Below are 25,630 nucleotides of genomic sequence, written 5' to 3' on the forward strand. Positions count from 1 at the left end.
ATGGCACAGCCGTCACCCCTGACGGCTCTCGTCTGTGTGGAGAATTTTGGGGGCGGTGAGCATCCCCGTTGAACGAGGCGAAAAGAATACGGAAGAGCCCCCCCCACACACGACGCCACACCCCACCCCTCTTTTCTGGGCGGCCCCCGCCCAGAAAAGTATAAGGATTCTTAAGGAAATTATTTCCTTAAGTCGCCGAAGGCCCTCTTTCCTTCTCTTCTATAAGACACCGGCCGGACATAAAAATGCCCGGCCGGTGTTGGTTGCTGTGAGAAAGCCGCGAGGTTGCTACGAGGCTTCACGCAGGGTGGAGTAGTCCTTGTGGCTGGTCATGCGCACTTTGGGTATGGCGTACTCCGGGGCAAAGAGTCCTGCGCTGTGTTGCATTTTGGTAAAGGAAATCCCGGCAAGCTGCGCAATGGTGATGGAGAGGGTGCGGGAGCTGTAGGGGGTGAGCTTGCGGGCTTTGATGCGCTGCGCAAGGCTGGGCGCATTGGCCGCGTATTGCGGCGAAAGCCAAGTGACAAAGGGGATTTCGACCATATGCCGGGAGGGATAGGCTTCGGAGCACCCTCTGATGTCGCGGCTGTCGTAGACATCTTGGCCGTGGTCGGAGAAATAGAGCACGGCGCTCTTTTTTGGGCCACCGTTTTTCATGGTGTTGATGACTTCGGAGACGAACCAGTCCGTGTAGTAGATGCTGTTGTCGTACTCGTTGATGTTCTTTTTGTGCTTGTCGTCAAACCACGGCTGGGACGGGATGTCGTCAACAGTGTTGAAGTGGTTGAACGAGTGCGGATAGCGCAGGGAATAGGACAGGTGCGAGCCGATTTGGTGCAGGAAAATGGCTTTCTTCGGGGCGCTGTCCTGAAGCGCTTTGTCCAGCAGGGGGAGCATAGCCTCGTCGTAGGTGCAGGTCTTCCCTGCGTTGCGGGAAAGGTTGACGTATTTGCGCACCTTGCAGTGGCTGTTCATGGTTTCCAAAACATTGGTCATGGATCTGATGACCGGCTGGTTTGAGAACCAATAGGTCTTGTAACCCGCGGCATTGAGCACATCAATGATGGAGTAGGAGTCTTCGAGGTCCTTGGCAGGAAAACGCAGGCACTGCTTGAGGCTGGGGATGGTGTGCGTTGCGGGTGAAATGACATCGTCGAAGACGGTAATTTCATTTTGCAGCGCGGCCAGCTTGGGAGTGGTTTGCCTATGGTAGCCGTAAATCCCCATGTGGTTTCTGTTGGCGGACTCGCCAACGATAATGACCAATGTGTCGGGGGCGTTTTGTATGGAGAGTTCTCCAAGGCTGGCGGGATCGAAATCTTCGGATGCCAGTTTAATGGAGCGGAGCTCGTTGAAGTAGCGGTTCACGCTCCACACGCTCATGTAGCCGTGGTGGGAGCTCAGAAGCTTAAAGCCTTCATCGTAGGCTTTAAAGCCAATGACGCCGCTGGCGATAAGGAAGAAGGCAATAAGCGCCTGCCCCATTTTAGTTATCGGGGCGGACCTAAGCTTGCGGTAGGCGTTGAGGCACAAGCTGGGGACGACCCAGCATGCCAAGCACAGGGCGAGCTTAATAAATGAAAATTGCTCCACCAGCAGTTCACTCGCCTCTTTAGGTGTGGTCTCGATGATTGCTTGGATGGCAAAGGGCGAGAGCACAGAGGTGTAGGTCGCAATGTGCAGAATGTTTAGTACGCAGCTAACGCCGAGGAAACCGAGGGCGAGAAGCAGGTAGACAATGCCAAAGCGCCCAAGGATGAGAAGCGGCGCGGCAAAGAGCATGTCGATAAGGAGCGAGCGCGCAGTATCGGCAAGGAAAAATATGCGGAACGTGCTGAAAAAGAGAAAAAGCCCAATGAACAGGCTGAATGAGGCAAAAGCGGCATAGCCGAGGCCAAAGCGTTTGAGAGGCGTCATAATGTATCCTTGTGCGGGGTAAAGCAGCGGGGCGACGGCCCCGCGGGTTACATCCGTCTATCTTCTGTAGACAGGTACCACTGGTAGGTTTCGGCGAGGCCTTGGCGCAGGGGGCGGGTTGGGGTCCAGCCGAGGGCGGTGAGGCGGGTGGTGTCCAGCAGTTTTTGGGGTGTTCCGTCGGGGCGGGAGGTGTCGAAGGTGATGTCGCCGGTGTAGCCCACGGTGTCGCGGATGCATTCGGCGAGTTCACGGATGGTCATATCCTTGCCGACGCCGACGTTGACGATGTCTTCGCCGGTGTAGTGCTGCATCAGGTGCAGGCTGGCGTCGGCCATGTCGTCCACGTGCAGGAATTCGCGGCGCGGGGAGCCGGAGCCCCAGACGGTGACGCTGGGCGCGCCGTCGAGTTTGGCTTCGTGGAATTTGCGCAGCAGGGCGGGGACGACGTGGGAGGATTCCAAGTCGAAGTTGTCGCCGGGGCCGTAGAGGTTGGTGGGCATGAGGCTGATGGCGTCAAAACCGTGCTGACGGCGGTAGGCCTGGCACATCTTGATGCCCGAAATTTTGGCGATGGCGTACCACTCGTTGGTGGGTTCCAGTTCGCCGGTGAGGAGGTGTTCTTCCTTCATGGGCTGGGGCGCAAACTTGGGATAGATGCACGAGGAGCCGAGGAACAGGAACTTTGTGACGCCGGAGCGCCATGCCTCATGAATGATGTTGGTCTGCATGGCGAGGTTGTCGCGGATGAAGTCCGCAGGGCGCGAGGCATTGGCGAGGATGCCGCCAACGCGCGCTGCGGCCATGAAGATATAGTCGGGCTTTCGCTCTGCCATAAAGTCGCGCACGGCCTGCTGCTCGGTGAGGTCGCAGTCCTTGTGCGTGGCGGTGATGATGTTCGAAAAACCGGCGCGCTGGAGGCTCCGGATGATGGCGGAGCCGACAAGGCCGCGGTGTCCGGCGACGTAAATGCGGGAATCAGGATGCATGTTCAGTCTCGTGTGGTTGCTGAGAGAAGACGCGCGTAGACGCCGCCGCAGGGTGCTGGGCGGCGCGCTGTGCGTCATGAAATATGTGCGAAAGGCTTATTCTATATCGCCGTTTTCGGCAATCTTCACATCCTCATAGGGCGCGAGGCGCTTGCGGTACCACTCCAGCTTGGCGTGCTCCATGGCGCTGGAGCACATGGCCAGCTTGGTATAGCTCTCGCCGGTGCGTTCCACAACAAGGGTTGCCAGCTTGTAGATGCAGTAGTTGAGCTCCCCTTCGCTGGTGACGTTGTCTGCCAAGGTGCGCAGGGCGTCGTCGAAACTGTCGCGTCGGTCCTGAGTGATGTAGGGCATGGCGGCTCCTACCGCGGGAGGCGGATGGTGTTGAGAATGTCCTGTGGCACGGCGTCTGCGGCGATTTCGCACAGGCGCTCGTGGTGGGTGAAGAAGATGACCTGCGTGCGCCGCGCAAGCTCGGCAAGGACGCCAAGGGTGGCGGCGGAGCGCTCGTCGTCAAAGTGCACAAGGATATCGTCCACCACAAAGGGCAGCGGGGCGTTGTCGTCCAGATACCGTTCCAGCGCGGCAAGGCGCAGGCTCAGGTAGAGCTGGTCGCGCGTGCCGTCGCTCATGCCGGTGACCGGGACGGTGTCCTCGCCGTTTCGAACGCCCACGATGACCGGAGTGTCGCGCTCGTCGATGTCCTGTTGCAGACCGCTGAAGGACTCCAGAGTCAGGCGCGAGAACAGCTCGCTGGCGCGGGTGAGAACGGGTGTTTGATGCGCCTTGCGGTAGCGCTCAATGGCGTGGGCGAGCACCGTGTGGGCGAGGCGCAGGCGGATGTAGCGGTCCGCATCCGTCTGAATGGCGGCAAGGGTCTGCTCCGCGAGTTCGGCGCTGCGGGCCGCGCGGGAGGTGCCGTCCATGGCCTCGCGGCGGGACTGGAGGCTGCCGATGGCGCGTTCCAACTCGCTGCGCTGGGCTTCGGCGTCGGCCTTGCGGCGTTCCAGTTCGGCCAGTTCGGCCGCGGCGGCGTCGGGGTCCGTGGCGAGAACGTCCTTGATAAAGGCTTCGGCGTCTTCTCCGCCGCGGAAGGTGCGCAGTTGCTCTTCGGCCTCGCGCAGTCCGGTTTCGGCGCGGCGGCGGATGCGCGAGCGTTCCTCGGCCTGCGGCAATTCGTCGGTGCTGGCGACGCCCGCTTCGGCGCGCAGGGCTTCCAGCACGGCGGCGGCTTCCTGCGCGGCGGCGGTGACGGTGGCGAGTTCGTAGCGCTTGGCCTGAAGCTGGTCGGTGAGCAGAATGTGGCGCTGGTTGTTGGCGGCGGCCGTGGCAAGGCGGTCACCAAGGCGGGGGACGGCGTCCAGCGCGTCGAGTCCCTCAAGGTCTGGCGCAAGGTCGGCGATGGCGGCTCGGACGTCCTTGGCGTAGGCGTCGTAATCGGCGGTGATGTCCGTGATGCGGCGCTCCGTGCGGGCGCGGGCATCAAGGGTGGTGAAGAGCTTGGTCAGCGTGCCGGTGATGGTCTCCGCCATGTCGGGCTTGGCGCCGCTGGGCATGGCGAGGGGCGCAAGGGCGCTCTCCCATGCGTCGCGGGCGTCGCGGGCGGCGGCCTGTGCGTCGGCAAGGGCGGCCTCTGCGTCCTTGGCGGCGCGCTCAAGGCGGCGGAGTTCCGCGTCTGCATCCTCGCGTGTGCGGCGTGCGGCTTCGGCGGCGCGGACCATATCGTCACCAGCGGCAACGGCGTGCTGAAGCTTGGTGTCCGGCGGCAGGTCGGTGCCAAGGTCGCGCAGGCAGGCGAGGATATCGTCGCGGCAGGCGCAGACAGTGCTGGCGATGTTTTCCGTAATGCCGCGCTGGTCGCGGATTTCTGCGGCGTCCACGGTGCGCAGGGCCGTCAGGTCCTTGAGCCAACTGAGCATGCCTTCGGGGTCGTGCGGGGTGATGCCTGCAGGCTCCCACAGGGCGACCCAGCTACGCTCTAGCGCGGCACGCTGGTCGCTGAGGGCGGCGGATTCCGTTTCAAGGCGGGCGATGTCGGCTTCAAGGCGGGCACTTTCTTGGCGCGCGGCGTCAGTGCGGGTGACGCGCTTTGCGTCGCGGAAAAGGGTGTCGGCGGCGTTGTCGGCTTCGTTTATGGCGGACTGGAACGCGTCGGCAAGGGCGTCCGGCGTGGGGTAGCTGTCGCGGAAAGATTCGTCCCCGGCGGTCCACGCCTGCCGGACAAGCTGCCATGCCCCGTCGCGGTGCTGGCGCAGGGCGGTGAGGGTGTCGCGGCTTGGGACCTCGCCGCCAGAGCGCAGGTGGTCCAGTTCGGCCTGCCTGTCGCGCAGGGCGGCGCGGGCTTGGTCGAGGGCGGTGTGCGCGGCTGTCTCGCGGTCCTGTTGGGCGCGGAATTCCTTTTCCATATTGCGGACGGTTTCCACCGGCGGCACGGGCAACTGCTCGGCGGTCTCCAGTGTGGCGTCCGGCAGGCCCATACGGCGCAGGGCGCTGGTGGCCTTCTCCTGAAGGGCGCTTAGGCGGGTGCAGGCGTCGGTGTACTGCTTGCGCAGGTCGCCGTGGGCGCGGGTTTGTTCAAGAATATTGGCAAGGGCCGTGACGTCGGCTGGCTGGGGCAGTGCGCCGAGAGCCTCGCGCTGGTGGGCGAGGGCTTGCTGGGCCTGTGCGTGGGCGCGGCTGGCGCGGTCCTCGCGGTCCTGCATGAGGGTCAGCTGTTTGGCGGCGTGGGTGATGGCCGCCATCTGGTGGTCCGTCAGGCGGATGGTCTCCGCGTCCTCAAGGGAGAGGTCCGGGCGCAAGGCGTGGAGCAGACGCTCCGCCTGTTCCGCGTGCTCGCGGCTTTCGCGGGTCAGGGCGGTACGGTCCGTCAGGGCCTTGCGGTGGGTTTCCTCGGTGCGGGTCAGGCTCTCTATGCGCGACGTGGCGTTAAGGAGCGCCTGCGGGATATCAAGGGCGGCAATGTCGGCCTCAAGGGCGTCGATGGCCGCGCAGAGGTCCGCCGTGCGGGTGTCCGCGCTCCTGAGTGCGGCAAGGGCGTCGTGACGGCGGGAGGGGAAATCATCAGGCAGCAGGGGGGCGCCTGCTACGGCGGCGAGTTCCTCACGCAGGGAGTGCTGGCGGCTGACAACGGGGCGCGCGTCCCCAAGACGCTGCAGGCGGCTCATGCGGCGGGTGAGGTCGCCAATGGTCTGTTGCAGGGCGGAGCGGCGGGTTTCGTGCGTGGTGAGTTCCTGCTCCAGTTCCGTGAATTCTTCGGGCGTGGTGGCGGCGTCGCGCTCGTCCTGCCGGTGCTGCTTGAGAGTGGCAAGGGCGCTGTTGATGCGCGGGTTGCTGCCGCGCCCTTTAAACAGCGCGTCCTGCTCTGCGCCAAGGGCGCTGAGGGTGTCGCGCAGGTGGGCGATGCCGGAACCTGCGGCAAAGAGGCTTTCGCCAAGGCTGCCGCCCGCGCTGAGGATGTCGCGCCCGCCCTGGGCGAGGGTCTGGTGGCTGATGCCAAAGAGCGCCTCGAACATGTCGCGGTCCACGCCGGAGAGCAGGCGCGCGAGGACGGCCTCGTCCATGGGCGCGCCGCTGTCGTCCTGCAGGGTGTTCTTGCGGCCCTTGCGGCGGGTGAGGCGGATGCTCTCGCCCGTGCCGTTTACAAGCTCCGCGCCGATGCGCAGGGCCTTGTTGGGATGCACAAAATTATCCTGCGTTGCGTGGGGGATGCCGTAAAAGAGGTTCGTCACCGCGCGCAGGGCGGAGCTTTTGCCCGCTTCGTTGGGGCCGAACACCACGTGCAGGCCGCCGGTCTTGGCGGGAAAGTCCAGCGTGGCGTCGGTGAAGGGACCGTAGGCGGCAAGGTGCAGGGCGCGAAGCAGCATTAGGACGCCTCCCCGGCCCCGCTGATGCGCGGCAGCACAAGTTCGCGCACGTCGCGCAGGAGTGCGGCGCGCTGGGCGGGGTCGTCTAGGTCCGGCAGGGTGATGTCCGCTGCGCCGCTGCGGGAGAGGGCGGCGCGCAGGTCCTTGAAGTCGATGCCCAGTTCGGCAAAGGCTTCGCCGCTGACTTCCAGCTCATCCAAAAAGCGCACAAGGTCGCCTTGTGGGGTGTCGGAATCGCGCAGGGCGTCGATGTCGATGGGGGTGGTGGTTTCGTCGATGACCTTTTCAACCCATGCGGAGCCACCGCTGGCATCCGTTGCCGCCGTGCGCAGGAGGTTCTGCGCGGCTTCCGGGTCGGCGGCGAGGGCGCTGTGGGCCGCGCAGGGGCCGGAAAGGTGAATGCGCATGGCGAGGGGGCGTCCCTCGGCCTCGGCAAGGTGGCGCTCCATGGCGGCAAGGAAGCGGTCGCAGATGGCGGCGGTGTCCGGCGCATCCGTGGCGTCCACGGCAACGCGGGCAAAACGCATGACGTCCAGCGGCAGAAAGCGGTAGGCGGTGTGCCCGCTGTCGTCCACATCCACGCGCACGCAGCCCTTGGGGCCGGTTTCGCGGATGTTGCGGCCCTGAAGCACGCCGCTGTAGATGACGGGCGGCGTTTCCACCAGCACCTTGTGGTCATGCACGTGGCCGAGCGCCCAATAGTCGTAGCCATGGGCGGCAAGGTCCGTCTGCGTGCAGGGGGCGTAGTTGGCGTGGCCGTCAACGCCCGCCACCGCCGTGTGCAGTAGACCAATATTGTACAGCCCCGGAACGGGGGGAGGATAGTTTGCGGCAAGGTTCTCCGTCACTGTGGCCCCGGCAAAACTCTGGCCGTGTACGGCAACGCCGATGTCGTCAAAGCGCACCGTCTCGGGCCGGTTGGCGCTGAGGACGTGCACGTTGGCGGGCAGCGTGAGGGAACGCGTCATTTTGTTTTGGGCGTCGTGGTTGCCCCGGATGAGCACAACATGGGTCCCGGCCTCGCGCAGGCGCGTCATCTGGCTGGCGAAGAACAGCCCGGTCTGAAAGTCCTTCCAGTCGCCGTCGTAGACGTCTCCGGCAAGGACGAGGAGGGGGATATTGTCATCAATGATGATGTCCACGAGGGACGTCAGCGCGCGCCGCGATGCGCCGCGGACGTCGTCCACGGGCGCGCCGTCGTAGCGTTCAAGGCCTTTGAGCGGACTATCAAGATGGATGTCCGCGGCATGGATAAACGTGAGCATATGGTGTGTGTGGTCCCGCTTTGTGTGATGTCGTTGTCGTCAGGTCGTTAGGTACACGAAATCGGGAGGGGAATCCACAAGGGCGGACAGGCTGGGTGCGCCGCGGGGGGGACTGCCGCAGAGGGCGGCAGGGCGGCGGCAAAGTGGCCGGAAAAGGAGGAAAAAGGGCAAAAAAAGAACCCGCCAGATGCGCTGTATCGGTTATCCGACAGACTCCCGGGCCAGTCACTGGCTGTCAGCCCTTGGGAATAGTCATGCGCGGCAGGTTCCCTGCAGGGGCGTCTCTGCACGCCCGGTATGGAGCTGGGGCTCTTGTCGCACATTACCTCCTGTTAAGGTGACACACGTGCTGTGTGTATCGGGTCAGGACAATTCCTGTTGACTCAACTGTAAAACGTGTGGCGCGGAAGTCAAGGCTTTTTGGAGTGTAAAAAATGCGTTTGTGCAGTGTGTGGTGTTTCGCTTTGCAGTGTTGTGCAGTGCTTGCGGCATGTTGCTGTGTGTTTGTGCAGACAATGAATTTCCCCACTTTTTTGGGAGAAAATTCAAAAGCCGCCAGTGCCCGGCATTTTGGGCGCTGGCGGCGTGGTTTTGAGGGGGCAGTTAGTGGCAGCAGTCGTTGGCGGGGTCGTGCGCGTGGTCATGGGCGTGGTCGTGCCCGCTCTGCCTCATGCTGAGGATGACCAGCACAACGAGGGCGATGGCGCAGACCATGGTGAAGGGGGTGACGGATTCCACTTCCGTGCGGTTCATCCATGCGGAGATGTCCGTACCGAGGGCGGCGTAGAGGCGGTTGGTGAGCCAACCAAGGCCAAGGGCGCACAGGGCGATGGCGCCGATGTATACAGCCACGGCCTTGCGCCCAAGAATGCGCGCCACAACGGCGATGGTGGCCGTGTTGGTGGCGGGACCAGCCAGCAGGAAGACCAGCGCCGCGCCGGGGGACAGCCCCTTGAGGGCCATGGACGCCGCAATGGGGGTGGAGGAGGTGGCGCACACGTACAGCGGCACGCCCACAACCATCATGATGACAAGGGAGGAGAATTCGCCGCCGAGGTAGTCTTCAAAGAATCCGGCGGGGACCAGCGCGCCGATGAAGCCAGCGGCCAGCACGCCGATAAGCAGCCACATGCCGATGTCCGAGAGCATCTCGCCAAAGGCGTAGCGCAGGGCGTCCTTGAGGCGGGTGAGAAACGGGGGCTTGTGGGCGCTGGCGGAGTCCGCTTCGCAGCATCCGCCGCTGCACCCGCAGGAGGAGGCCATGGGCAGTTCCGCCCCGCGGGTGGCTTCCGGCTCGTCGGGGAGGATATTCACCAGCAGGCCCGCCACCGTGGCGGTGATGAAGGCCGCCAGCGGACGCAGCACTGTCATGATGGGGTCAAGCAGCGCCCATGTGACGGCAATGGAATCCGCCCCGGTTTCGGGTGTGGAGATAAGAAAGGACGTGGTTGCGCCGCGGCTGGCGCCCTGTTTGCGCAGGCCCGCCGCCGTGGGGATGACGCCGCAGGAGCACAGTGGCAGGGGAATGCCAAGCAGTGCGGCCTTGAACACGGACCCGGACGACGAGCGTCCAAGGTGCCGCGCCACAAAGTCGTCGGGCACCAAGGCCTTGACGAGGGCGGATACAAGAAAGCCGAACAGCACAAAGGGCGCGGCTTCATTGAGGACAATCCACGTTTCGCTGGCGAAAGTGGCGAGAAAGTTCATATCGTCTCCTGTGTGCCGGGGCGAATGTGCGCGACCCGGCAGGGCGTTGGAGTGTGGCGTGCGCTGGCCGGACCACGCTAGGTGGCGCTGCGGTCCTCAAGCACGTGGGCAAGACCTTGCCCCATGAGCAGGCGCACATGGTCGTCATCAAGGGCGTAGAAGACGGATTTGCCGACCTTGCGGTTCCGCACCAGTTTGGCCTGACGCAGCAGACGCAGCTGGTGGGAGACGGCGGATGAGGACATGGAGAGCAGCGCGGCGATATCGCACACGCACAGCTCCTCAACGGAAAGCGCGTGCAGGATGCGCACGCGTGTGGGGTCGCCAAGCACCTTGAAGATGTCTGCCAGCCCGGTAACGGTGCGCTCGTCCAGCATCCGCTGGCCAACGCGGGCGATGGCGTCGTCGTGTTCGCAGTGCACTTCGCAGGTTGTGGGTGTCATATGGTCTCCTGAATATATGAGCAGTTGTTCATATGTTTAATTGTTCAATAATGACCACAGCGCGCGCCGTCAACCCCGGCGTGGGGGGGGTGGGCGCGGTGGCGGAAAAGTCCCTGAAAGCAATGGAGGATTTTTTTGACGGCAACGTGTGGAGCACTGGGGGAAGGGCGACGCCGCAGGAAAGGGCGACGCAGAGGCAGGCGACAAAGCGGTGCGGGGACGGGGAATGTAATGTGGCAGGGCAGACACGGAGCGCGCGGAGCGGTGAAGTGGCGTGGGGAGCGTGCCCGAGAGGTCAAATGAGAGGTGAAGCTGCCTGCCGGGCGTGTGTGGAAGGGAGGCGCCGCTGGGGCGGGAGGACGACGCGCGTCTCTGCACAAATGCGGCGCGGGGCTGTTGCATGCGGGGGCCTGCCGCCTCTTCCCGGTACGCAAAACGGCCCGGCATATGCCGGGCCGTGGAGAGGGCGTTTAGTTGCCGAGGACGTACATAAAGATGAGCGGCGCAACGATGGTGGCGTCGGAATTGATCATGAAGCGCGGGGTATCCGGGGCCAGCTTGTGCCAGGTGATTTTTTCGTTCGGCGGCGCGCCGGAGTAGGAGCCGTAGGACGTGGTGGAGTCGCCAATCTGGCAGAAGTAGGCCCAGAAGGGGGTGTCGTCCTCGTAGCAGTCCTGAATCAGCATGGGCACCACGCAGATGCTGAAATCGCCGGAGATGCCGCCGCCAATCTGGAAGAAGCCCACCGGGGTGCCTTCCTGCGCCTGCTCGCGGTACCAGCAGGCCAAATGCTCCAGCTGCTGGGTGCCGGTCTTGATGGCGCCATGATTGGGGATGACCCCGCGCATGACGTTGGCGCAGTACACATTGCCGAGGGTGGAGTCCTCCCAGCCCGGGGTGTAGATGGGGATGCCCATCTCCTTGGCGGCCAAAAGCCACGAATGCTCGCGCGGGATGTGGAAGTGCTCCTCAAGGCCGGGGGTGTCCAGCACCTCGTAGAGGTATTCGTAGGGAAAGCGCGCCGCGCCAGAGGCGGCGGCTTCGGCCCAGACGTCGTTCAGTTCGTGCTCAATGTGCACCATGATGGTTTCGGGGATGCAGGTATCCGTTACGCGGTTCATGCCCCTGTCGCGCAGGTCTTCTTCCTGCTGCGGGGTCAGGTCGCGGTAGTTGGGCAGGATTTCATAGTCCCGGTTGGAGAGCAGGTTGAAGACGTCTTCCTCAAGGTTCGCGCCGGTGCAGCAGATGCCATGGACTTTGCCCGCGCGGATCATTTCAGCAAGGGAAATGCCCAGTTCGGCGGTGCTCATGGCGCCGCCCATGGACAGGAACATCTTTCCCCCACCGTCAAGGAGCTTGCGCCATGCCTTGGCGGCGTCCAGCGTTTCGCGGGCGTTGAAGTGTTTGAAGTGCTGTTCCATGAACGAGCTTATGGCCGTCATTCTGCAAGGCTCCTTGGTTAAGGCTGAGGTGGCGCGGGGCGCCGGAAAGGTTACGCGGTTGCGGCGGCTTTTTTGTCCGGCCACAGCTGGGCCGTAAGCATGCCGGTGAGCATCAGCGCGCAGCCAACCATGCCGCGCGGCGTCAGCGTCTCATCAAGGATGAGCCAACCGCCGATGGCGGCGAACAGGGCCTCCATGCTGAGGATGATGGCCGCGTGAGTGGCCGGGGCGTCCTTTTGGGCGATGACCTGCAGGGTAAAGGCGACGCCCACGGGCATAATGCCGCCGTAGACGATAGGCAGCCATCCCGCGCTGAGGCTGGCGACGGTGATGTCCTCAAAGATGAAGGCGCAGACAAAGCACAAGAGCGACACCACGCTAAACTGCCCAAAGGCGAGGCGCACGCCGTCCAGCTTGGGCGAGAGCCAACTCAGCACATGCACATGGCAGGCCCAGATGACCGCGCCCGCGATGACGAAGGCGTCGCCCGGCGCAAGGGTAAAGTCTTTGGTGACGGAGAGCAGATACAGCCCGATGGCCGCGAAAAAGGTGCCCACAAAGCCGCCGACGCCGGGGCGCTGGCGCAGGATGAGGCCGATGAACGGCACAATCACCACATACAGCCCGGTAATAAAGCCGGCCTTGGCCGCCGTGGTGTACATGAGGCCGATTTGTTGCAGTGACACGCCGCCAAACAGCGCCGCACCGGCAATGCAGGGGCCAAGCAGGGCGAAGCGGCGGGAAACGCCGGGACTGATGGCGGCAACGCCGCGCTGGTGATGCCAGATGACCAGCGGCACAAGGGACAGCGCCCCAAGGGCAAAGCGGAAGGCGTTGAAGGTCATGGGGCCGACGTAGTCCATGCCGGAGCGCTGGGCAACGAATCCGGACCCCCAAATGGCCGCAGTCAAAAGAAGAAGTATGTTCGCGCGGAGAGTTCGTGTGTGCATAGCCGTAACGCAATATCGCGCTTTGTGCTCAAGCGCAATGGATAGCGTACGGCGCATGTCTGCCGTGTGGCGTAGGAGATGAAGAGAACCTGCGTGGCTCATGCGCCACTGCGGCGTGCAGTGCGGCGTGCTGCGCCCTTGCCCCGCGGTGGCACGGGGAAAAGAAGGGGCCGCAGGGGCGGCGGGGCGCATGCGAGATGGACGCTACAGGGCCGGGGCCTCCTCGGTGTTGGAGTCGCCGCATGCGGCGCGCTGCTGTTCATGATCAATGCCGCACAGCGCGTCCACCAGAACGTTCAGCAGTGACGTGGGCATGGTAATGGTAATCTCACCGTCGGAGAGGGTGCATTCTTCGTCTGTGTGCCCAATGCGGTAGGCGCGGCGCAGGCGGCAGGATTCGTTGATGGAGGTGATGGCGATGGCGTGGTCGCCGCATGCCGCGCGGTAGAGGTGCTGGCGGGTCAGGGTGACGGCGTCGTCCTCAAAAAACGATGTGGCGGCGTATTGGATGCCGGTGAAGGTGATGGCCGGGCCGGTGTCGCTTTTCAGTGTGACTGTGGGCCGGGCCGTCGGCCTGCCGGATGTGGCGCGTGTGGTTTTGCCCTTCATGTGTGCCTCCTTTTAGGTTGGCAGCTTGAGCTGCACTGGTCCTTTGTGGCGGTTTTCGCGCTCGTAGGCGTCATCCACAAGGGTAATGAAGTATTCGGTCATGGTTGTGTCATGAACGGCGGCAAGGATGCGCAGTTTTTTGTGTGTTTCTGCCGGGATGCGGAGGGTGAGTTGCTTTCTGTCGCCAGCCGCCATGAACTGTGCTCCTGCGCCGCCTGCGTGAAGAGGCGAACATGCTGAGGGTGGATAACAAGACAAGATTAGCATCAAGTATGCACTGGTGCAAAGAGAAAGCGCGGCTTTCTTGACAGCTGCGCCGTCTTGTATGGCATGCAGAGGCGGGGGCGGACTGCGGCGCGCCGCGCGTGACCGGGCAAGGAGACGGCGGACTGTTTTGCATATGGAGGGTGGAGGGCGGAATCCTCTAGCAGTTCTGTCGGAATAACGTCCCGAAAGGGCTGAAAACTGTTGCCGCACGGCAAACGTTGACTTTCGGGCCCAATACACACATTGTGGATAAAATACCGCTGGTGGAACCAGCACCCCTGCACGATACATCCGGGAGAGTTCATGGCCCAAGCACCTGTCCAGCAGGAGCCGTTGTTGCGACGCCTCGCCCCCATTGCGTGGCATTTTCTGCGCGTTTTTTTGCCGCTGGCCGTTATTCTGACGGCGGGGTCCATCCTGCTGTATGTCAAGGACGCCGAGCGCATTACCGAGTCCCTCAAGGCCATGGAAGAAAACCGTATGGCCATGGAGCGTGTCGACGTGGTGCGCGACCTGCGCGACGTGGTGTCCGACCTTGTCTTTCTGCGCGGGGTGTTTGCCACTGTGGAGAAGGACGCCCTGCCTGTCATCTTTTCCGAAAAATATGGCGAAAGTGAAACGTCCTCCCTGCATGCCATGCTCAAGAGCTTTGCCGTGGTGCGCGGGCGGTATGATCAGATTCGCTTTTTGGATACCAACGGGGACGAATGCCTGCGCGTGCAGTATGATATGGGCGCGGCGCACATCGTCCCCGAGGCGCAGCTGCAAAGGAAGGGCGAGCGGTACTACTTTAAGCACGCGGTGCCCCTTCGCCGTAACGAGCTGTTTGTTTCGCCCTTTGACCTCAACGTGGAGCAGGGCACTCTGGAACTGCCGTACAAGCCCATGCTCCGCATTGTGGCCCCGGTGCATAATGCCGAGGGCACGCGCCTTGGGTTCTTGGTACTGAATTTTGAGGGGCGGCAGATGCTCAACGAACTCAAGCGCCAACACGTGAACTCTCCGGGCGATTTGATGATGCTCAATGCGCAGGGCTACTGGATGCTTGCTCCCTCGCCCAGCAAGGAATGGGGCTTCATGTTCGAGAACAAGCGCTCCATGACCTTTGCCAAGGAATACCCGGCACTGTGGGAACGCCTGTTGACCGGGAGCGAGGTGGGGCAGTTCCATACCCACAGCGGCATCACGAGTTATGGCATTATCCATCCGCTCTCGGTGGTGGAGCAGGAGGCCCGCCGTGTTATGCGCACGGCCCGTGTGCGCGCGCTGGGCGTGGGAGAGGTCCCCTACCGTTGGACCATTCTTTCGCACATTACGCCGCAGACCCTGCACAAGGAGCAGGCGTCCTCACGGCGGCTGTACGGCATGATGTATGGCGTGCTGATGCTGCTGGTGTTTGGTGGATCGTGGATTGTGGCGCGGGCAACGCGCCTAAGCGCCCTTGCCAACACCAAGCTCTCGGCCATCAACCGCGATTTGAATAACGCCGTGGAGCGCCTTGAGCGGCGCAACCGGGCCACGGTGCGCATCAATACCATGGTGGACTTTCTGCAGGCCTGCCGTACGGAGAAGGAAATCTACCGCATTGTGGCGTCCAACGCTTCCAGCCTGCTTCCCGGCACGGCAGGGTCCTTGAATATTTATGACGATGAATCCAGCCTGCTGGAGTGTGTGGCGTCATGGGGCGGGGACCAGTGCAGCCGTCCGCTCTTTTCCCGTGAGGGATGCTGGGCGCTTCGGCGCGGGCAGGTGCATGTGGTGGAGCGTCCGGGTGAAGGCCCGGTGTGTCCGCACTTTGCCAACGAGCCGGAGACGGGATTCATCTGTGTGCCCCTTATTGCCCATGGCAAGGTCACTGGTCTGCTGACCTCGCGCTTCGCCTTTGACACCACCTCCATGGAGCCGGAGCGATTGCACCGCTACGCCACGGGCATGGAGCAGCACCTTGTGGCTATTTCCGAACACGTGGCGCTGACCCTTTCCAACCTGCGCCTGCGCGAATCCCTGCGCGAGCAGTCCATCCGCGACCAGCTCACCGGCCTGTACAACCGCCGGCACATGGAAGAATCCCTTGCCCGCGAGTTTAGCCGTGCCCAGCGCCATGAGCAGCCGCTGAGCGTTATTATGCTGGACGTGGACCACTTTAAGAATTTCAACGACACCTACGGGCATGAACTGGGCGATGAGGTGTTGCGCAAACTCGGCGAAACCCTGCGCCTGTTCAGCCGCCATGAGGACATTGCCTGCCGCTTTGGCGGGGAGGAATTTGTGCTTATTCTGCCCGGCGCCGCCGCCGATGACGCCTACCGCCGCGCCGAGGAATTGCGCACGACCGTGGCCGAGCGTATGGCCGTGCGCCACGGCGAGGAAAAGCTCACCGTGACCGTCTCCCTTGGCGTCAGCGAGTATCCCGCCTACGCCACCAGTACGGAAACGCTTATCGCCACGTCGGACGCGGCGCTGTATGCGGCCAAGGAGGGCGGACGGAATCAGGTCCAGCTGGCTAAGCCCGTCACCGCCGTGGCCAACGGCGAAGGCGTGCGCACGCAGCGCGCCGCGCAGGACGGCGCAGCGCCGGATTCCGGCGACAAGGCGGACCGCACGCCGCCGGACAGCGCAGCCGCTGAGGACGAGCGTAAAAAGGATTCAAAGAATGGGGATGATGCGCCGGAGGGCGAACGCGGCGAGTCCTAACCCGCCACCACGCGCTCTACACCGCATAAAAAACGGGCCGGATGCCATGGCATCCGGCCCGTTTGTCGTTTGCGTAAGGGGGCTTGGGGCTATTCTTCGCCCGCCGGGGTCTGCAGGACGCGCGTTCCGGCTGGGACGTCGCGGGTAAGCCAGACATTACCACCAATGACCGCGCCCTCGCCAATGGTGACGCGACCAAGAATAGTGGCGCCGGAGTAGACCACAACGCCATCCTCCACCACGGGGTGACGGGGGATGCCCTTGATGAGCTTGCCGTCGTCGCCCTTGGGGAAGCTCTTCGCGCCGAGGGTGACGCCCTGATACAGGCGCACCTTGCGGCCGATGACACAGGTTTCGCCAATGACGGTGCCTGTGCCGTGGTCGATGAAGAAATGCTCGCCAATGGTTGCGCCGGGGTGGATGTCTATACCGGTGGCGGAGTGCGCCATTTCCGTGATGATGCGCGGAATGAGCGGCACGCCCAGCGTGTGCAGCCGGTTGGCAATGCGGTAGTTGGTGACGGCGAGAATGCTGGGGTAGCAGAAAATCGTCTCGCCGGGGCCAACGGCTGCGGGGTCGCCCTCATAGGCGGCCATGACGTCCGTCACCAGCAGGCGGCGCAGTTCGGGCAGGGATTCGATGAACGCTCGACAGGTCTCCTCGGCTTCATCCTCGCACTTGGTACAGTCGCGGTTCTCCGCCACACAGACAAAACACTTGCCACGGTTAATCTGGTCCGTGAGCAGGCGGCGGATTTTATCGAGGTTGGTGCCGATGTGATAGCGCATGCTCTCGGCTTCCACTTCGGAGTGGCCGAAGTAGCCGGGAAACAGCACGGCGCGCAGCCGACTCACGACCTCGGTGAGAACCTCCACCGAGGGCATGGGCGCGTGCCGTTTGGGGCTGTGGTAGACGGATTCGTAGGAACCCGGCTCGCACAGTCTGTCGATGACGTCGTCCATGAAACCCATGTGATTCCTCTCTTTAGCCCTGCTGCTTATCCTGAGTGAACAGGGGCGTGCTCAGATACCGTTCGCCGGTATCGGGGATGATTGTGACGATGAGCTTGCCTGCGTTTTCGGGGCGCTTTGCCTGCTCCACGGCGGCGTGCACTGCCGCACCGGCGGAGATGCCGCACATGATGCCTTCTTCACGCATCAGGCGGCGCGCCATGGCGAGGGCGTCGTCCGTGGGCACGGGCGTCACCTCGTCCACAAGGCTCACGTCAAGGTTCTTGGGGATGAAGCCTGCGCCAATGCCCTGAATCCCGTGCGGACCGGACGCTCCGCCCGAAATGACCGGGGATTCGGCAGGCTCCACTGCCACGATTTTTACGCCGGGCTTTTCGCCCTTCAGCGTTTTGGCAACGCCGCTGAGGGTGCCGCCTGTGCCGACCCCGGCAACAAAGATATCCACGCCGCCGTCGGTGTCGTCCCATATTTCATGGGCGGTGGTGCAGGAGTGGATGGCGGGGTTGGCCGGATTGTCGAACTGCAGGGGCATGAACGCGCCGGGCGTTTCGTCCACAATGCGCTGGGCTGTGGCGATGGAGCCGGACATTCCCTCCGCAGCCGGCGTCAGGCGGATTTCAGCGCCAAATCCGGCAAGCAGCTTGCGCCGCTCTATGCTCATGCTTTCGGGCATGGTCAGGATGAGGCGATAGCCGCGTACGGCGCACATCAGGGCAAGGCCGATGCCGGTGTTGCCGCTGGTGGGTTCCACCACCGTTGCGCCGGGCTTCAAGATGCCCTGCTGCTCGGCGGTGAGAAGCATGTTCACCCCCACGCGGTCCTTGACGGAGCCGCAGGGGTTGAAAAATTCCAATTTGGCGGCAACGGTTGCGGCGCAGCCCTGTGTCACTGCATTCAGGTACACCAGAGGCGTCTTGCCCACAAGTTCCGTCATGTCCCTAGCAATGTTCATGGCCGGATGTGTCCTTTGGTCGGCGGTTGCGGGGGCCGGGGTGCGGCCTCCGAAAGATGGTATTGTCCGGGATGGAAATATGGCCCGGAAACGCCGCGGGGCGCTTCCGGGCCGGAAGGGCATATCAACAGGTACAGGGCGGCAGCTCGGAGTCGTCGCCGCGGAAGGGGCTAATCTCGCGTAGGCGCGTGATGATGGCGGGCATTTCCTTAACCACAAGGTCCACATCTTCCTGCGTGGTGTAGCGCGACAGGGAGAAGCGGATGGACCCGTGGGCAAAGGTGAAGGGCACGCCCATGGCGCGCAGCACGTGCGACGGCTCAAGGCTGCCGGATGTGCAGGCCGAGCCGGAGCTGGCGCAGATGTGCAGGCGGTCCATAAGCAGCAGGATGGCCTCGCCCTCAACGTACTTGAAGGAGATGTTGGTGGTGTTGGGCAGGCGGTTATCCGGATCGCCGTTGATGCGGGCGTCGTCTATGGCGCTCAGCAGGCCCTGTTCCAGATTGTCCCGCAGGGCTTTCACCGTGGTGTTTTCTTCCTCGATGTGCTGGGTCGCCAGTTCGACGGCCTTGCCAAGGGCGATGATGCCTGCGGTGTTTTCCGTACCGGCGCGGCGGCCGCGTTCCTGATGCCCGCCCAGCATAAAGGGGCGGAAGGGGGTGCCGCGGCGGACGTACAGGGCGCCAACGCCCTTGGGCGCGTGCAGCTTGTGGCCGGAGAGCACCAAAAAGTCCACGGGCAGGGTCTTCAGGTCAATGTCCACCTTGCCCACGGCCTGCACGGCGTCGGTATGCATGAGCGCGCCGTGCTCTTTGACGATGCGGGCAATCTCCGGGATGGGGAAGATGTTCCCCACTTCGTTATTGGCGTACATCACGGAGACGAGGGCCGTGTCCGGGCGCAGGCTGGCCCTGAGTTCCTCAAGGTCCAGATTGCCCTTTTCGTCCACGCCCAGGTAGGTGACGTCGTAGCCTTTCTTTTCCAGCTTTTGCACCACATTGAGCACGGCGGGGTGCTCCACCTTGGTGGTGATGATGTGGCGCTTGTCCGGCTGGGCGGCAAGGGCGGAGTGGATGGCGGTGTTGTCGCCTTCCGTGCCGCATGCGGTGAAGATGATTTCTCCCGGCTCGCAGCCAAGGCCTGTGGCCACGCGCTGGCGGGCTTCATCGAGCTTGGCGCCAACCTGTCCGCCAAAGGTGTGCATGGAGGACGGGTTGCCGTACAGCTCGGAGAAATAGGGCATCATCTCGTCAAGGACTTCCGGCGCGACCTGCGTGGTGGCGTTGTTGTCGAGGTAGATGGCGCGCTGGCTCATGCGGAGACCTCCTTGACCACGATTTCAGGATCCACCTGATCGCGGAGGGTTTTCTGGACGAAGTCCGTCAGCGTCAGCTGGCTGGAGGGGCAGTTGGTGCAGGAGCCGCGCAGGGCCACCTGAACCACGGTGCCGGTGATGTCTACAAGTTCTATATCGCCGCCGTCCTGTTGCAGGCGGGGGCGGATTTCTTCGTCAACGGCCTTCATGACCAGCTGCATGCGCTGGATGTTGCTGAGGGGCTTTGCGTCCTCAGAGGCGGCAGGGGCGGGTGCCTTTTCGCCGCGCACTTCGTGCAGCAGTTCTTCCAACTGGGGGACACAGTCGCCGCAGCCGCCACCGGCCTTGGTGAAGTTGGTGATTTCTTCAACGGTTTTGAGGTCGTTTTCGCGGATGGCGCGGCGGATGGCTTCGTCCGTAACGCCGAAGCAGTGGCAGACCAGTTCGCCTTCCAGCTCGACCTTTTCGACCTTTTCACCGCGGAAGTTCTTAATGGCGGCTTCCAGCGCTTCCTGCCCCATGACGGAGCAGTGCATCTTTTCCTTCGGCAGGCCGCCAAGGAATTCTGCGATGTCCTTGTTGGTGATGGACTGTGCCTCGTCCACGGTCTTGCCCTTGAGCAGTTCCGTGAGGGCGGAGCTGGAGGCAATGGCGCTGGCGCAGCCAAACGTCTGGAACGTGGCGTCCGTGATGACGCCGTTGTCGTCAATCTTGAGGAAGAGCTTGAGCGCGTCGCCGCAGGCAAGGCTGCCTACCTCGCCGATGGCGTTGGCGTCCTCAAGGGCACCGACGTTCTTCGGCTCCAGAAAAAATTCCTTCACTTTATCGGTATATTCCCACATGGGATTGCCTCCTGGCGTTTCGCCCGGCCGGTTTATTCCTCTCCGGGCTGAAGCATTGTTGAGAGTATAAGTCCGAATTCTTCCAGAGGGAAGTGATGCATGTCAAATTTTCAGAAATTGGTTCCGCAGTGCCCGTCATGAGCGGGAATGTACCTGTTTTGAGCGCGCTCCGCACGTGTCTTTGGCGCGGCGGAGGTGCGTTTGGGTTGTGGTGAGCATGGCCTTGACGGAAAAGACGTCGATGATGCGCTGTCTGGCGGCGTGCCCGAGGCGGCGGCGTTCATCATGAGGCAGGCTGAGCAGGGCGCGGACGGCGGCGGCGATGGCCGCTGGGTTTTCGGGGGGGACCACCCGTCCGGCTTCCCCGACAACATGGGCGGCGTCGCCAACGTCGGTCACCACGCAGGGAACGCCGCAGGCCATGGCTTCACCCACAACATTAGGAAAGCCTTCACCCCACGCCGAGGTGAGGCACAGCACATCAAGGGCGGGGTAGAGGCGCGGCATATCGTGTTCTGGGCCGTGCCAGACGATGTGCTGCGTGAGGCCGAGGGCGGCGGCCTGCTCCGTCAGCCGTGTGCGCAGGGCGTTGTCCCCGCCCCCGACGATGACCACGCGCAGATTGGGTACGCCAGAGACGAGCTTTGCCGCGGCGCGGAGGAACGTGGCGTGGTCCTTCATAGGGTCGATGCGGCCGACAAGGGCGATGACTGGGGCGTCATTGTCGGCCCCCCAAGCATGGCGGCGCTGGGCGGTTTCGTGCGGGGAGGAAGCCTTTGGCGAGAATGCGTCAGTATCTATGCCGTTTGGGACAACGCACAGTGCGCCTGCGGGCATGCCCCGCTTGCGGGCCACAGCGGCCCCGGCATGGGAGTTGGCGATGATACAGGAGGCAAAACGGGAAAAGCGCGCCTCAATGAAGTGGGAGGCCGCGTGCATCCAGTCGTATTGGGACAAATCCATGTCAGAGGCTCGCACCCCCCACACCCGGCACGAGACGGGACAAAGCACGCTAAGGATATTGGGCGGCGTCATGAAGCTGTACAGCACGTCCGGGGCGAAGCCGCGGACCGCGCTGCGAAGGCGTATGAGGAAGTTGAACAGGTCCCAGCGCCCGGTCTTGCCTAGTGGCAAGAGGGAGACGCCGCGCAGGTCTTCTTCAAACCCTCCGCCCGAGTAAAAAACCGCAATGCCCACATCATGCCCAAGTGCGGCAAGGCCGTTGGCAAGGCACACGATTTGGCGCTCCGCGCCGCCAGTTTCCAGTGAACGGGCAAGGAAAAGGATGCGCATCACGTCCCCCGCTTCCACGCATCAAGCCACGCCTGAAACATGAGGACGTCCCAGAGGTAGTAGTACCAGTTGGACTCGCCGTCGCGGTACTCGGTCCACATGCGGCGCACCGTGGCCACATCAAGGTAGCCGTCCTGCCGCAGGCGGTTTTCGTCAAGCAGGCTCTCGCACCAGTCGCGCAGGTCCGTGCGCAGCCAGTGTTCGATGGGCACGGCAAAGCCCATCTTGGGGCGCTCCACGAGGCGGGGCGGAACATAACGGTGCAGGACGCGGCGTAGCACGTGCTTTCCGGCGCCGCCTTGAATCTTGTGCGCCGAGGGCAGGCGGGCGGCAAATTCCACGACCCGGTGATCAAGGATGGGAACCCGTGCTTCAAGGGCGACGGCCATGGAGGCGCGGTCCACTTTGGTCAGGATGTCGTCATGGAGGTAGCCTTCAATGTCCGTCAGGCTCATGGCCCGCCACAGGTCGTCGTCCTCCGGCGGTGTTGGGGGCTGTGGTTCCGTGCCGCCAAGGACAAGGCGGTCTGGATGTTTGAAGTGCGACACAAGAAAGCGGTACAGCGCGGCATGGTTTGGCGAGGCCAGCCCGTCCAGCCGCCAGCGCAGGCGTTGGCCGCGCGGCCCGAGGACGTTCCACGCACGGGGCGGAAGCAGGCGCGCCAGCGACGGCAGCGCAGCGCGGACGGGGCGCGGTATCCTGCGGAGCATGGACCACAAACGGTGGGTCCAAAAATAGCGGGAATAGCCGTTAAAGAGTTCGTCGCCGCCGTCGCCGGAGAGGCACACCGTCACATGCTGCCGCGCCATGCGGTTTACGAGGAGGGTGGGCAGTTGCGAGGAGTCCGCAAAGGGCTCGTCCCAATGCTGGGGGAGTTCCGGTATGGCCCGGAGCATGTCCTGTGGCGTGAGAATGGCCTCGGTATGGGCGGTGCCGAGGTGGCGGGCGATGGCTGCGGCGTAGGGTGCTTCGTTGTAGGCGGCCTCTGAGAAGCCGATGGAAAAGGTTTGCACCGGGGTGGAACTGGCCTTTTGCATCAGTGCGGCCACGGTAGAGGAGTCGATGCCGCCCGACAAAAACGCCCCAAGGGGAACATCCGAGAGGAGGCGGCAGGCTACGGCATTGGAAAGCAGCGCGTCCAGTTCGTCCTCGGCGTCATCAAGGCTGCCGGAAAAGGGATTCTGCGCCCCCTGTTGCCAGATGCGGCGCGCGCTCCAGTAGGTGGTTTCCTGCGGTGGTGCATCGGGAGCGCGGAAGGTCAGGATGGTGCCGGGGCGCTGCTTGGCGATGCCTTCGTAGACGGTATATGGGGCCGGGATGGCATTGTGGCGGAAGTAGAGCGTCAGCGCGTTGCGGTCCATGGGCGCGTCGCAATCCGGGTGCGCGCGCAGGGCCGCAAGCTGGGAGCCGAAAAGCAGAGCTTGCCCCGCCAGCCCATAGACAACGGGCTTAATGCCGAGCCTGTCGCGGACCAACGAGAGGGTCTGGGTCTGCGTATCCCACAGGGCAAAGGCGAACATGCCGACAAACCGTGACGTGGCGGCTTCCAGCCCCCAGTGCTCAATGGCGGCGAGGATGGTTTCGGTATCCGATGTGCCCTTGAAGGCCGGGGCGTGGCGGCCCAGCTCCACACGGAGGTCGTGGTGATTGTAGACCTCGCCGTTGTAGGTGATGACGTAGCGGCCCGTTGCGGAATGCATGGGCTGGGCCCCACGCGGCGACAGGTCGAGGATGGACAGCCTGCGGTGGGCGAGGGCGATTCCGCTGTCATCGGGGCACCAGAACCCCTCGGCGTCCGGCCCCCGGTGGGCAAGGGCGTCCGCCATGCGTTTGGCGATGGCGCGCCGTGTGGTCTGGGGGGCTGGCGCTGTGGTCCAAAATCCTGCAATGCCGCACATGGGGTTAGGGCTCCTTGGCGGTGCTGTGTGGGGCGGGCTGGGCGGTGAACACAATATTGGCGTAGCCGTGTGCAATGCCAGTCTTCCTGAGCAGGGTCCGCGCCCAGTGTACCAGCATGCTGCGCAGGCCGTACGGGTAGCGGGAGCTGTAGAACTGTACCCCCGTGTGCCGGGGCAGGAACTGCGGCGTCAGGCACTGCCGCAGGCGTTGGACGGTAAAGCTCTGCTGGTGGCCCCAGCGGTGAAAGCGCACGCCGCAGTCGGGGCAGACTACGATGGAGTCCGCGAGGGTTTCCTCGTGGGGCACCGTCCCGAGGAGAAGTCCTTCCGGCTTGAGGACGCGGGCGAGCTCTGTGATGGCGGCGGCAAGGTCGGCGTTGCCGAGGTGCTCCAGCACCTCGGAGCAGAACACAGCGTCAAGGCTTGCGCTGGCAAAGGGCATGTCGGTGATGGACCCGCAGTGGGCCTCAACGCCGGGTATGTCCAGTGCCGCGACGGCTTCCGGGCTGATGTCCAGGGCCTTCATGGTCCAGCCGCGCTGCGCGGCGGCGCGTTCAATGTAGGCGTTGCCTATGCCGATGTTGAGCATGACGGGAGTGGCTGGCAGGTTTCGGGTATGGGCGGCGGCAAGGCGTACCAGATGTTCCAACCGGGTGCGGCTGTGCGCGAAGGAGGCGACGCCGCTGGTTTGAAAATAGGTCCAGATGGCTTCCTGATTCATGATGCGGCCTCCGGTGGGGTGGAGCGTGCGATGCGCCGCAGGGCAAGGGCGACATAGCAGAAGGAAAAGGCGTAGACGCACGATGTGGACAGCGCAATGCCTGCAACGCCAAAAATGCGCATGAACACGGCGTTGAGGATGATATTGAGCACAAGGTTGTAGAGCGCGGCGCGGGCAACGAGGGCATTACGCCTGAGCGCCGCAATCAGCCGGATGAGCATAATGGACGCGATGTAAAAGGGCAGTTGCAGAGCGGCCAGAGAGAAGACGCGGGCCACGGCCTGCGCATCGTCCACGGCAAAGGCCCCGCGCTGGAACACAATGGTGATGGCTGGTTCCGCCACAAGAATGAGCAGGCCGACCGCCGGAATGGCTCCCAGGAAAATGCGCCGGACTGTGGTCCGTACAACGGCAAAGGCTTCGGGGGTTTTGTCCTCCGCCACCAGCTGGGCAAGGTAGGGGATGGCCGCATTGCCAAGGGCCATGGCCGTCAGGCCCATGGGCAGGAGGATGAGACGGTTGGCGTAGTTGAGTGTGGCGACACTTCCGGCGGGAAGGTGGGCGGCCATGGCGTTATCCACCACAAGCGTACTGCTCATGAGTACCGCGCCGCCAAGGGCGGGGGCGTATTGGGTAATTGCATCCACCAAGGGGGCGCGCGGAAAGGTTAACCGGGGCCGCAGGGACAGCCCCCTGCGGCGCAGGACAACGAGCAGTACAAGAATTTCCGAGGCCGCGCCGGCCACTTGTCCGCCCACAAGGCACATGACGCCCCACTGTGGATACAGAAGCAGCAGCATGATGGTGGCTGTGGGGGTGGTAATGGGGGAAAGCGCGGCGGCGGCAAAGCGCTGCTGGGCATTGAGAATGCTGGCGGCAAGCATGACGAGGCCATTGAGGAAAACCCATGGCGCCAGCACTTGAACGGCGCGGACGACGCCCGCTGTTTTGGCGGCATCAAAGCCGCCGGCAAGAAGGGGGACATACAGGGGCGCGCACACAGCCAGCAGCACTGATGCCGTCAGGAGCGCCGCGCCGCCAAGCAGACTGATGCCGCCAAGAAGGGCTTGGCCTGCATCGCGTCCCAGCCGAGTGGTGGTGCGTACGTAGGCCGGAATGACGGCGGAGCCAAAGGAGCCGCCAAGAATGCCCACGGCAAAAACCGGAAGCACCAGAGCCATGGAGAAAACGTCCATGGCCTCGCCGGTGCCAAAGCGCTGGGCCGCAATGATGTCGCGGCCAAGCACGCCGAGTTTGACCACGGCGGTCAGGGCCGCAATAAGCGTCGCGGAGCCGAGAATGCTGGCAAAGGCGGATCGGGATTGCGGCACAAGGGACTCCCGTTGATCAGAGACCGGGCGCAGACGGAGAACGCATCAGTGTAAGGTAGCCGTAGGGGGAAAGTTCTGTCAACGCGAAGGGGCGTTTAGCGACGTGGCAGACATAACACAGCCGCCCCGGCCGAGCGTGGTCCGGGGCGGCTTGTCATATGGGG

General features: G+C 63.4%; 20 protein-coding genes. 1 reads left to right on the plus strand and 19 read right to left on the minus strand.

Annotated elements, in window-relative coordinates:
- Window positions 1-288 precede the first annotated feature (288 nt).
- From ACY69P_RS01380 to ACY69P_RS01430, 11 genes are all read right to left on the minus strand, one after another.
- Window positions 289-1,917: a sulfatase-like hydrolase/transferase gene (locus ACY69P_RS01380; RefSeq protein ID WP_462326327.1), complete on the minus strand. Its 1,629-nt coding sequence runs from the start codon at window positions 1,915-1,917 to the stop codon at window positions 289-291.
- Window positions 1,918-1,964: 47 nt separating this feature from the next.
- Window positions 1,965-2,903, minus strand: a complete 939-nt coding sequence (gene fcl, locus ACY69P_RS01385) for a GDP-L-fucose synthase (RefSeq protein WP_462326328.1) — start codon at window positions 2,901-2,903, stop codon at window positions 1,965-1,967.
- A gap of 96 nt (window positions 2,904-2,999) precedes the next feature.
- Window positions 3,000-3,257, minus strand: a complete 258-nt coding sequence (locus ACY69P_RS01390; RefSeq protein ID WP_462326329.1) for a DUF6899 family protein — start codon at window positions 3,255-3,257, stop codon at window positions 3,000-3,002.
- Window positions 3,258-3,265: 8 nt separating this feature from the next.
- Window positions 3,266-6,766, minus strand: a complete 3,501-nt coding sequence (locus ACY69P_RS01395) for an AAA family ATPase (protein ID WP_462326330.1) — start codon at window positions 6,764-6,766, stop codon at window positions 3,266-3,268.
- Complete coding sequence (locus tag ACY69P_RS01400; protein ID WP_462326331.1) at window positions 6,766-8,031, minus strand: metallophosphoesterase family protein; 1,266 nt, start codon at window positions 8,029-8,031, stop codon at window positions 6,766-6,768. Before ACY69P_RS01400 ends, ACY69P_RS01395 begins: the two co-directional genes overlap by 1 nt.
- A gap of 603 nt (window positions 8,032-8,634) precedes the next feature.
- On the minus strand, window positions 8,635-9,738 hold the full coding sequence (locus ACY69P_RS01405; protein ID WP_462326332.1) for an SO_0444 family Cu/Zn efflux transporter: 1,104 nt from the start codon (window positions 9,736-9,738) through the stop codon (window positions 8,635-8,637).
- Between the two features lie 77 nt (window positions 9,739-9,815).
- Window positions 9,816-10,181, minus strand: coding sequence for an ArsR/SmtB family transcription factor (locus tag ACY69P_RS01410; protein WP_462326333.1), 366 nt, complete (start codon window positions 10,179-10,181; stop codon window positions 9,816-9,818).
- A gap of 470 nt (window positions 10,182-10,651) precedes the next feature.
- Entirely contained in the window at window positions 10,652-11,623 is a 972-nt protein-coding gene (locus ACY69P_RS01415) for a deoxyhypusine synthase family protein (protein WP_462326334.1), read from the minus strand.
- 50 nt (window positions 11,624-11,673) lie between these two features.
- Window positions 11,674-12,630 (minus strand): DMT family transporter, encoded by a 957-nt coding sequence (locus ACY69P_RS01420; protein WP_462326335.1) that lies wholly within the window; start codon window positions 12,628-12,630, stop codon window positions 11,674-11,676.
- Window positions 12,631-12,777: 147 nt separating this feature from the next.
- Entirely contained in the window at window positions 12,778-13,182 is a 405-nt protein-coding gene (locus ACY69P_RS01425; RefSeq protein ID WP_462326336.1) for a hypothetical protein, read from the minus strand.
- A 12-nt stretch (window positions 13,183-13,194) separates the two neighbouring features.
- On the minus strand, window positions 13,195-13,377 hold the full coding sequence (locus ACY69P_RS01430; protein WP_459897999.1) for a hypothetical protein: 183 nt from the start codon (window positions 13,375-13,377) through the stop codon (window positions 13,195-13,197).
- A gap of 375 nt (window positions 13,378-13,752) precedes the next feature.
- Between ACY69P_RS01430 and ACY69P_RS01435 the strand changes: the two genes are divergently transcribed.
- Complete coding sequence (locus ACY69P_RS01435) at window positions 13,753-16,143, plus strand: sensor domain-containing diguanylate cyclase (RefSeq protein WP_462326337.1); 2,391 nt, start codon at window positions 13,753-13,755, stop codon at window positions 16,141-16,143.
- A gap of 89 nt (window positions 16,144-16,232) precedes the next feature.
- Here the strand turns inward: ACY69P_RS01435 and ACY69P_RS01440 are convergent, their stop codons facing one another.
- The 8 genes from ACY69P_RS01440 to murJ all read right to left on the minus strand — a co-directional run bounded on the left by ACY69P_RS01440 (window position 16,233) and on the right by murJ (window position 25,466).
- Window positions 16,233-17,114: a serine O-acetyltransferase gene (locus ACY69P_RS01440; protein WP_459898003.1), complete on the minus strand. Its 882-nt coding sequence runs from the start codon at window positions 17,112-17,114 to the stop codon at window positions 16,233-16,235.
- 13 nt (window positions 17,115-17,127) lie between these two features.
- Window positions 17,128-18,066 carry a cysteine synthase A gene (cysK, locus tag ACY69P_RS01445; RefSeq protein ID WP_462326338.1) on the minus strand — a complete coding sequence of 313 codons (939 nt, stop codon included), beginning with the start codon at window positions 18,064-18,066 and terminating at the stop codon, window positions 17,128-17,130.
- 124 nt (window positions 18,067-18,190) lie between these two features.
- A complete protein-coding gene (nifS, locus tag ACY69P_RS01450) occupies window positions 18,191-19,381 on the minus strand; it encodes a cysteine desulfurase NifS (RefSeq protein WP_459898006.1) in 1,191 nt (396 codons plus the stop codon).
- The gene (nifU, locus tag ACY69P_RS01455; RefSeq protein WP_462326339.1) at window positions 19,378-20,223 is read right to left on the minus strand and encodes a Fe-S cluster assembly protein NifU; all 846 of its coding nucleotides are present in this window, start codon (window positions 20,221-20,223) and stop codon (window positions 19,378-19,380) included. Before nifU ends, nifS begins: the two co-directional genes overlap by 4 nt.
- Window positions 20,224-20,358: 135 nt before the next feature.
- On the minus strand, window positions 20,359-21,516 hold the full coding sequence (locus tag ACY69P_RS01460) for a glycosyltransferase (protein ID WP_462326343.1): 1,158 nt from the start codon (window positions 21,514-21,516) through the stop codon (window positions 20,359-20,361).
- Window positions 21,516-23,414: an asparagine synthase (glutamine-hydrolyzing) gene (gene asnB, locus ACY69P_RS01465; RefSeq protein ID WP_462326340.1), complete on the minus strand. Its 1,899-nt coding sequence runs from the start codon at window positions 23,412-23,414 to the stop codon at window positions 21,516-21,518. The genes ACY69P_RS01460 and asnB overlap by 1 nt, the downstream gene beginning before the upstream one ends.
- A gap of 4 nt (window positions 23,415-23,418) precedes the next feature.
- A complete protein-coding gene (locus tag ACY69P_RS01470; RefSeq protein ID WP_462326341.1) occupies window positions 23,419-24,135 on the minus strand; it encodes a class I SAM-dependent methyltransferase in 717 nt (238 codons plus the stop codon).
- Window positions 24,132-25,466, minus strand: coding sequence for a murein biosynthesis integral membrane protein MurJ (murJ, locus tag ACY69P_RS01475; RefSeq protein ID WP_462326342.1), 1,335 nt, complete (start codon window positions 25,464-25,466; stop codon window positions 24,132-24,134). The genes ACY69P_RS01470 and murJ overlap by 4 nt, the downstream gene beginning before the upstream one ends.
- Between the last annotated feature and the right edge of the window lie 164 nt (window positions 25,467-25,630).

Source organism: Desulfobaculum sp., from assembly GCF_054921475.1.